Genomic DNA, 8,641 nt, shown 5'->3' on the forward strand with positions numbered 1-8,641 from the left:
TGACGAGAAACACGACAAGCGCCGGCCACGAAGCCAGCAATGCAGGATGGCTCGATCTGCATTTCGAGTCCTCCCGGCCGGAATATGAAGCGGCGCTGGAAGAGGTCGGCATCAGGCGAGGATGGAACGTACTTGACGCAGGATGCGGGAGCGGCGGCTTCCTGCCGCAGATCGCCGGACTTGTCGGCGAGGCTGGTTCGCTCGCCGCCCTCGATCTCGATCCCGAGAATGTCGATATGGCCGGTACTTTGCTTGCAGGAACGGGATTGGGCGCAAATGCCAGCGTTCAGATTGGAAACGTCCTGGCTCTACCCTTTACGGATGCGTCATTCGACTGCGTCTGGTCCGCGAATGTCATGCAGTACCTGACGCCTGCCGAATTCCGACAGGCTGCCGCCGAGGCGGCGCGGGTGCTGAAACCGGGCGGGTTATATGCGGTCAAGGAGTTCGATTCGACATCCCTGCAAATACGGCCGATCGACTACGGCATCTTTACCCGTTTCATGGCGGCCCGGATGGAGACGTTTCGAAAGAAGGATGTGCTCGGAACAGATTGCGGTTCCCGCTTGCCGGCATTGCTGGAGCAAACAGGTTGGGAAATTGTCTGGCGGAAGGGCTGGATGGTGGAGCGCTGGGCGCCCGCCGATATTCGCACGCGGAATTATCTACTCGATCTTCTCTCCTATTTCGCAGGTGTCGCCCCAGACTACGACCTCCCTGCTGACGATCAGCGATACTGGCGGGAACTTGCCGACGCTCCAGACCGCGTGTTGGATGATCCCTTCTTCTGCTACCGCGAGTTCTTCGTCGTCGTAGTCTGTCGGTAGAAGAAGCTCTCGAAAACAAGCAATTTGATATATTCGGCAAAGGAGCCTTTATAATCCCGCCGCTTTGTGAGATTTATGCGGAAGCGATCACGCCGGCGCTGGTAGCGGCGGGTCATTTCGGCTGCGGCATGGCCGGGCTGTTTTTGCACATAGCGCTCGTCGGCTTCGGCCGAGGAGGTGAGGCCGGCGCGAAGCGAGTGCCCGCGAATTTCTGGCCGCGCTCGGCTTCGGAAAGATCGCCGCGCATGCCGGCGGCGAGTGCGGTCTTCTTGACGAGGCGCGCCACCTCCTGATCGTTCAGCCGCTCAGGCCCGACATCCTTTCCCTTCCCGCCCGCATAGGCTGTCAATCGGCAGCCGCCGCTGCGCGGAGTTTTTTTCACCAGGTCCAGCTCCATCGTGAGCTGGCCGACCTTGCGTTCGAGCGCCGCAATGTGGGCCTCTACTCCGCGATGACGCTCGCTTCCGCCTCTTCATCGTTCAGTTCACCACGATCGAACTGCGTCAACCATGGCTGTATGAGGTTGGCCGAAATGCCATACGGTGCGCTGTGCGTCGCGCCGTCGATGACGCCGTTTCGGATATCCTGGCAAAGCTGCAATTTGAACGGTGTCGAATGCTGTCGATATGGGATTTCAGGAGCCTTCTCCGATTGAGGCCCGCAGAGTGTATCAGTTTCTCCATGTCCCGTTGTCCAGCCCGAGGGGTTCACTCAAGTTTTGATCGTATTGGTCTCCTGCGAGCTATGGCTAAACTTGGTATTATACTGCCAGTTTAACCCAGATAGCTGAAAAGAAAGGGGCCGCCGGCGACCGCTTCCTTTGATGCCGAAATCGGCATTACGCTTGTAGATTACCTTGAGGTCGAGCGTCCGTTGGCGACTTGGCCGGCGAGGCTCGGAATGTTGCCCGTCTGGTTTTCCTTCACCAGTGCCGTGGCGAACGCGCATTTCAGCGCTCCGAGGACTTGCGAGAACTGGACGAGCGCGGAATCCATACGCGTGGGTGCGTGGCCGCATCCGCTTAGTCCAGCGGCCAATATCACGCAGACGATCTGTTTTCTCATGGAAAGGGTCCCTCACGACGAGGGTAGTCTGGATACAACCTGTTGCAGAAAGGCGAATGCAGCAGGTGCGTTAAGGAAGGTATGTGGTCGCACAACGCATGGCAGGCGTCTCGCCGAGGTGACGAGACTTGGGCATGAAAGTCCGGAGGAAATCGGCCCAGTCGGCGGGGCATCCGACGGATAGGGGTTTCCGCCTGGCAAACGCCAGCTCACGAATTAAGGGGCAGGATGTGTGGCATGTCCGCCACTGCTGCTGTGAATTCTCTGTATCGGAACGTAAAAACCGCGCTCTCTGCTCGACCGCGAGTCTGTGAATGAAATCAAACACAAAACTTGTGCAAAGCACTCATGTTACTGCTGCACGTTGGATCAGTTCTAATTCATTGTGCTTGCACGCAAAATCCGCCTCGGGCTAATGCATGTCCAGCAGGGACTTGGAGACGGGCCTGCCTGTAACAGCGTGGAGCGGTAGACGAAGTGCGCAGTGACGTTGGGTGTAGGTCCGGAAGCTATGGTCGGTCGCATGACCGGCAGCCCGCCATCGTCGTCATCCAGTCTGCCATTCGACTGGCCCTCCGCATGGGTGGAGGACCGGTCCATTGCCCGCAATCCTGAACGCAATCTTCCAGAACCACCGCCGCTCGCTGATGTGGACGGTCATGCGGATCGTCGGTGATCCGCAGACCGCCGAGGACGTCGCGCAGGAAGCCTATCTTCGCGCCCGGCGCGCGATCGAGAGCGGTCCGATCGAGCATATCGAGGCGTTCCTGCAGCAGACGGCCCGCAATCTCGCGCTCGATCACCAGCGCCGCCGCAAAATGCGCGCCGAATATGAGACTGACGGGCTCGGCGAGGATGTGCTCCAGAACATCCCCGACAACGTTCCGTCCCTCGAAGCGGCGCTGGTGGAGCGCGAGCGCTTCGAGGCGTTCCGAAAGGCTCTCGACGGCTTGCCCCCGCGGGCTCAGTCGGTCATGATCCTCAGCCGGCTGGAGGAATGGTCCAACCGGCAGATCGCCGAGCATCTCGGCATCTCCGAGCGGACTGTCTTCAGCGATCTCAAGCTGGCGATGGCGCATTGCCGCGAGAGGCTCGCCCGGCTCGATGGCCGCTAGCCGCGGCGGTGTTCGGCGGCCGCTGGCCGCCTGCTGCCGTACCAAGCCATAGAAATCCTCGCGACAGCGCCCCGGCAGAGCTGCGAGAAATTTTGCTGAATTTCGGAGTGTCGAACGTCTCATGTATAAGGACCCCCGCGACACAGTAGCGATTGGACGACTTGAGTGGGACGTAAGGACATAGACCACGAGACGCCGGAAGACGGGTTCAAACATGAGGATCCCGTCGTGGACGAGGCGCTCGAATGGTTCGCCCGGCTCCGCAACACGACAGCCGACCCGGCGACCAGGGCCGCGTTCGAGCGCTGGCTCGCGACCAGCCCGCGCCACGTCCAAGAATATCGCGACCTTGAGGCGATGTGGAGCGCATCGAGCTTCGCGAAAGCCGTAGACAGTCTCCCGATAGCCCCTGCCGTCCGTCGCCACGCCAGAGGCCCAATCGCTCGCTGGGGCATGCGCGCCTTTCCATTGGTGGCCACCATCCTGATCTCGGTCGCTATCTGGCAGTATCCGGCGATCATGCTGCGATGGGAAGCCGACTACCTTACCGCGATCGGCGACAAGACCACAGTAACGCTGCCTGACGGTTCGACCATGATGCTCGACACAGCGTCGGCCGTCGCCGTCGATTTCAACGGTGACAAACGTCAAGTCCGGCTCCTGCAGGGAGAGGCGTTCTTCGACGTTAAGCCCGACCCGGACCATCCCTTCCGCGTCGCCGGAAGTTACGGCGAAGTAGAGGTGCGCGGCACGGCGTTCTCGGTCCGCACCGACGCGGGCGAAGATCGCACGATCCTCGAACGTGGCCTCGTCCATGTCAGCCGTTTGAACAATCCCAGGGACGCGGCCGATCTTGAACCCGGCCAGATGATCGTCGCAACGGCAACCTCGCTCTCGGACGTCATGCCCGCCGATCCGGCCACCGCGCTGGCATGGCGCGACGGCCGCATTATCTTCGAAAACCAACGCTTGTCGCGCGTGCTGAACGAACTGCGCCGCTACTATGGCGGCAGGATCATTGTCGCGGACAGCCGTGTCGGCCAGCTCGTCGTCACCGGCAATTATCGCCTCGACGATGTGGAGGCAGCCATCCGCACCCTCGCCGATGCCGCGGGCGTCACCATGAACCGCCTGCCGGGCGGAATCATAATCTTGCGCTAACCTCTCAAGTTTTTTTTCCGACTCGGGACCCGTCGTTCGTCAAGAGTACGAGGGACCTGATCGGAACAGTACGAATTCACGGTCCTTCGAAATCGAAACGAGGGCTTTGCGTGATGACGGCGCGTTCCGCTACGACGTATGAAAATGTAACTTCCCATCATGGCCGGAACCAAAGGCGTCTGCTGGCGCTGCTGTTGACGTCCACGATCTTTGGATGCGCGAGCGCCGCAGCCGTCTCCTTCGCTCAGGCACAGCAGAGCTCGCGCGCGGCAACCGCCGATCAGACCTTACAGTTCTCGATCCCCGCGCAGCCGCTTTCTTCCGCCATCAGCGCTTTCATCCGGCAGACAGGCTGGCAGATCAGCTATACATCCGCGCTCGCGAGCGGCAAGACGTCAGGCTCCGTTGTTGGCAGCTACAACCCGTCGCAGGCTCTGCAGCGACTTGTCTCCGGCACCGGCCTCAATGTCCGTGTCAGCGCACCCGGTTCGGCCGCGTTGGTGAACCCGGGCATTGCTGCCGTCGACACGATCCCGGACGAGGGCTCCACGGTGCTCGATACGATCCTCGTTCAGGGGCAAGGCGAGACGGCCACGAGCCATTTCGAGGGTTTCGCGGCGACGAGAAGCGCAACTGGCACGAAGACGGACACGCCACTGATTGAGACGCCTCAGGCCGTGACGGTGATCGGGAGCGACGAACTGCGCAGCCGGGATGCCAAAAGTCTTCAGGATGCATTGAGCTACGTGGCCGGCGTTAACAGATATGAAGGCGCTGACAGAACGACAGAGAGCTTTATTATCAGAGGCTTCCGCGCGCTGGCGGGCTACAGTAGCCTGTACAGAGACGGCATGAAATATCAAGTCAACGGCTATGACGGACAGCAGGAGCCTTACGGTCTCGAACGCGTGGAAGTGCTAAAAGGATCATCATCTGTTCTCTACGGGGGAGCAGCTCCAGGGGGGATCATCAACACAATAAGCAAACGCCCGACCGAGGTTCCACTACGCGAAATCAACGTCGAGTACGGTAGCTACAATCGCAAGCAGATTTCAGGAGATTTCGGTGGTCCGCTGACACAGGACGGGGATCTGAGTTATCGCCTGACGTTTCTGCATCGAAAAAGCGATACATTCCTGGATTACGTGCCTGACGACAGGACATTTATCGCACCCGCTATCAAGTGGCAGCCGTCCGATGCAACGTCATTGACGATATTGGGTGAATATCAGCATGATCTTTCGAAATATCAATATGGTTTGCCGACGCAGGGGACGATCCTGCCAAATCCGAATGGCGCCATCCCCCGCAATCGATTCAACGGCGAACCGGGGCTTGATGAATGGGACAATAGGCGGTGGTCGGTAGGGTATCAATTTGAACATCAGTTCAGCGAGCAACTTACTTTCCACAGTAATGGGCGCTACGTCACGTCCGAAAATCATATGCCCTTCACCGGTTCGTCCGGTCTGCTCGACGACATGCGCACGACTGCGTGGCGCGAATACTGGGTGGCCGATCGTTTATCTTCAGGAATAACGATCGACAATTTGCTGCAATATGACTGGTCGCTTGGAAGCATGGAAAATCGAAGCCTGGTCGGATTGGATTATACCGATCGCAAATGGCGGATGTTCGATTATCGCGCCTCGGCAACCCCGCTTGACCTGTTTGACCCGGTTTACGGCGGGCCGGTCGGTGAATTGCGCCAGCATGGAACCTTCCGGAACGAAGTCGAGGCAGTCGGCTTGTATGCGCAGAACCAGATGACGATCGATGACAGATGGGTTTTGTTGTTCGGAGGGAGATACGACTGGGCAAATATTGACAACAAAGTCGTCAATCAGGATGTCTGGACGCATACGAAAAGCGATGCGTTTACCGGTAGGGCAGGACTCGTGTACCTGTTCGACAACGGGTTTGCCCCCTATGTGAGCTTTGCTCAGGGGTTCGAGCCGGTCGTCGGTTCTGATAGGCATGGTGGTGCGTTCCAGCCGGCTGAAAGCGAACAATACGAAGTTGGCCTGCGCTATCAACCACCAGGAATGGACCTCATGTTTACGGCGTCTGCATATCATTTGACGATGTCGAATGTGACAGTTGCCGATCCTGTCGATCGTACAAAACTTGCGCAAATGGGTGAGGTCCGCTCACAAGGAATTGAGCTTGAAGCGCGGGGCAGGCTTGGCAATTACTGGGATGTCGCTGCCGCCTATGCCTATACCGATGCCCGTACTGTCAGGAGCAGTGTCTGGACACCGGAACTTGAGGGAAGACGAACCGGCGGGGTTCCGTACAATAGCTTCTCGCTCTGGGCGGACTATGATTTCGAAGGCTTGGGCGCGCCCGGCTTGAAGATTGGTGGCGGGCTACGTTATGTAGGGGAAACTGAAGGGCTATACGTCAAGGGTACTGTACCTGCCTATACTGTGGTCGACGCAAGTATCAGCTATACTCGTGATGATTGGAAGGCAACTCTCAGTGCGACCAATTTGTTTGATAAGAACTATGCCGCATCATGCACGTCTGATTGCTTTTATGGTGAGCCTCTTAACGTAAAGTTTTCCCTGAGCAAGCGCTGGTGATGAAGAATAGGACCTTTCATCAAGCCCGTGTTTCTTCGCGGGAATTCGTCAATCCGGGGATGATTGAAATAGTTCTCGAGGGCGAAGGACTGGGCGACTACCCTTCCACGGGTATTCCCGACGAATTCGCTCGCCTTTATTTCCCGAGCAACGATGCAGGCTTGATCAGGCATCCAGATATTCCGGTTGCACTGGGGCAAAAGAGAGAGCGATCGGCTGGGCCTTGCCATAGCGAAGTATACACCATCCGCTCGTTCGACCGGGTGAAGCGCGAACTGGTAATTGATTTTGTCGTCCATAAGGGCGGCAAAGCCAGTACATGGGCGCAAGGAGCGCGCCAGGGTGATCCGCTGGTTCTCTCCAGCCCACATGGAATGTATCGTCCACAGACATGGAAGCGCAAGCAGTTGTTCCTTTGCGATGCCACGGGCATTCCGGCGCTCGCACGCATCTTGGAGACGCTTCCCTCCGAGACCGAGTGCCTCGCGATCATCGAGATTGCCGATCCGACCCACCGTTACGAGTTTCAACCGTCATGCAGGCTGGAAACGGTCTGGCTGGAGCGAAGCGGCAATGGTGTGGCTCCGGGCCGGCTTTGTGAGGCGCTGCATTCCCTACCGCCCGCAAGGCTTCCCGATTACGTCTGGATGGCGGGCGAGCATAAGCAAGCCCGTGCCATCCGTCGTCACCTGCGCCAGCAATGGCAACTGCCCTGCGAGCGCTATGCAGTCGCCGGCTACTGGATCGAAAAACGCGCGGAATGGATGGCCGCTTGGAAGGATATAGAGCCGGCGTTGAAACGGAGGATCGAGACCAGCTGGTCCTCCGGCCGCGACAGGGAGGAAATCCGCGACGAAGTGGATGCCATGATGGAGGAAGCGGGCCTTTGAACGTGTGGAAACCATCGCGGCGTGAAATCCTGAAATCCATTGGCGGCACTTTGATTACCTGCCTCGCGACACAGTCCTCAGCGGCTGCATCGTCTTTTCCGATGTCCTTCGATCATGCCTTCGGCACAACTGCCATCGACCGGGTGCCGCTGCGCGTCGCCTCGCTCGGCTTTCTCGAACACGATACCTTGCTGGCGCTGGGCACCGTGCCTGTCGGTATCAAAGGATGGTTTCAGAGCCTGCCGCATGCCACCGGGCCTTGGGCTGCGCATCTGCTGGCCGGCGCTCAGCCCGTTCCACTCGCGGGAGGCGAAATTCCGTTCGAGACGCTTCTCGATCTCGAGCCTGACCTCATCGTGGCGCTCTACACCAATCTGACGCAGGAGGAATACGACCGGCTGACCAGTATCGCGCCGACGATTGCGTGGACGCGCGCGGCAGGGCCCTGGGGAACGTTCTGGGAGGATACCGCTCGGCTCCTCGGTCGTATTCTCGACCGGGAAACAAGGGCCGAAGAGCTGATAGCCAATGTCCACGAAACCTACAGGTCATTGCGGGAACGCTACCCACGCCTTGCCGGAGCCCGGGGAATAGCAGGCAATTCGGCTGGCGATACCTTCGTGGTCCGCGGGCCGCGTTACGATACTGGTGCCCTGATGGTCGGCCTCGGCATCGAATGTCCGGCGGAAATTCTTGCTTATATCGGAACATCGACCCTTGCCCACTTCAGTTGGGAACAGGTGTCCCTCATCGGCCACGGGCTGGATGTCATCCTCTGGGATGTCCATGGCGATGGCAATGTTTCCGCCATGGCGCGCCGGATGGAGATGCTGGGTGTCTATCCCGGCGAAAAGCGGATCGTCTTCAACAGCGCGGTCAGTATGGTGTCTATGGCCATGGCTTCGCAATCGGTACTCAGCATTCCATTTGCGGCCGAACTGATCGCGCCGCGCCTTGCCGCCGCGATCGACGGCAAGGCCGCTGTTCAGGTGAATTGAG

General features: G+C 58.9%; 7 protein-coding genes and 1 pseudogene. 6 read left to right on the plus strand and 2 right to left on the minus strand.

Annotated elements, in window-relative coordinates:
• Nucleotides 1–827 (plus strand): class I SAM-dependent methyltransferase (locus GTU70_RS01040; RefSeq protein ID WP_166096914.1); only part of this gene is annotated, 827 nt, incomplete at its 5' end.
• A 62-nt stretch (nucleotides 828–889) separates the two neighbouring features.
• Here GTU70_RS01040 and GTU70_RS01045 read toward each other — a convergent pair.
• Together GTU70_RS01045 and GTU70_RS01055 are read right to left on the minus strand one after the other, a co-directional pair.
• A pseudogene (locus tag GTU70_RS01045) lies at nucleotides 890–1,158 on the minus strand (integrase); the annotation flags it as partial.
• Nucleotides 1,159–1,678: 520 nt separating this feature from the next.
• On the minus strand, nucleotides 1,679–1,822 hold the full coding sequence (locus tag GTU70_RS01055) for a hypothetical protein (RefSeq protein ID WP_166096916.1): 144 nt from the start codon (nucleotides 1,820–1,822) through the stop codon (nucleotides 1,679–1,681).
• A gap of 728 nt (nucleotides 1,823–2,550) precedes the next feature.
• Between GTU70_RS01055 and GTU70_RS01060 the strand changes: the two genes are divergently transcribed.
• The 5 genes from GTU70_RS01060 to GTU70_RS01080 all read left to right on the plus strand — a co-directional run bounded on the left by GTU70_RS01060 (nucleotide 2,551) and on the right by GTU70_RS01080 (nucleotide 8,640).
• Complete coding sequence (locus GTU70_RS01060) at nucleotides 2,551–3,006, plus strand: RNA polymerase sigma factor (protein WP_235914675.1); 456 nt, start codon at nucleotides 2,551–2,553, stop codon at nucleotides 3,004–3,006.
• A gap of 165 nt (nucleotides 3,007–3,171) precedes the next feature.
• Nucleotides 3,172–4,167: a FecR family protein gene (locus GTU70_RS01065; protein WP_166096918.1), complete on the plus strand. Its 996-nt coding sequence runs from the start codon at nucleotides 3,172–3,174 to the stop codon at nucleotides 4,165–4,167.
• A gap of 113 nt (nucleotides 4,168–4,280) precedes the next feature.
• A complete protein-coding gene (locus tag GTU70_RS01070; RefSeq protein WP_197738785.1) occupies nucleotides 4,281–6,752 on the plus strand; it encodes a TonB-dependent siderophore receptor in 2,472 nt (823 codons plus the stop codon).
• The gene (locus GTU70_RS01075; RefSeq protein WP_166096920.1) at nucleotides 6,752–7,642 is read left to right on the plus strand and encodes a siderophore-interacting protein; all 891 of its coding nucleotides are present in this window, start codon (nucleotides 6,752–6,754) and stop codon (nucleotides 7,640–7,642) included. The genes GTU70_RS01070 and GTU70_RS01075 overlap by 1 nt, the downstream gene beginning before the upstream one ends.
• Before the next feature lie 2 nt (nucleotides 7,643–7,644).
• Nucleotides 7,645–8,640 carry an ABC transporter substrate-binding protein gene (locus GTU70_RS01080; RefSeq protein ID WP_235914676.1) on the plus strand — a complete coding sequence of 332 codons (996 nt, stop codon included), beginning with the start codon at nucleotides 7,645–7,647 and terminating at the stop codon, nucleotides 8,638–8,640.
• Nucleotide 8,641 lies beyond the last annotated feature (1 nt).

This window comes from Rhizobium flavescens (assembly GCF_011319365.1).

Coding starts and splice junctions, on each gene's coding strand:
- GTU70_RS01055 (WP_166096916.1), bottom strand. CDS start 1,822: ATGGATTCCGCGCTCGTCCAGTTCTCGCAAGTCCTCGGAGCGCTGAAA.
- GTU70_RS01070 (WP_197738785.1), top strand. CDS start 4,281: ATGACGGCGCGTTCCGCTACGACGTATGAAAATGTAACTTCCCATCAT.
- GTU70_RS01075 (WP_166096920.1), top strand. CDS start 6,752: ATGAAGAATAGGACCTTTCATCAAGCCCGTGTTTCTTCGCGGGAATTC.
- GTU70_RS01060 (WP_235914675.1), top strand. CDS start 2,551: ATGCGGATCGTCGGTGATCCGCAGACCGCCGAGGACGTCGCGCAGGAA.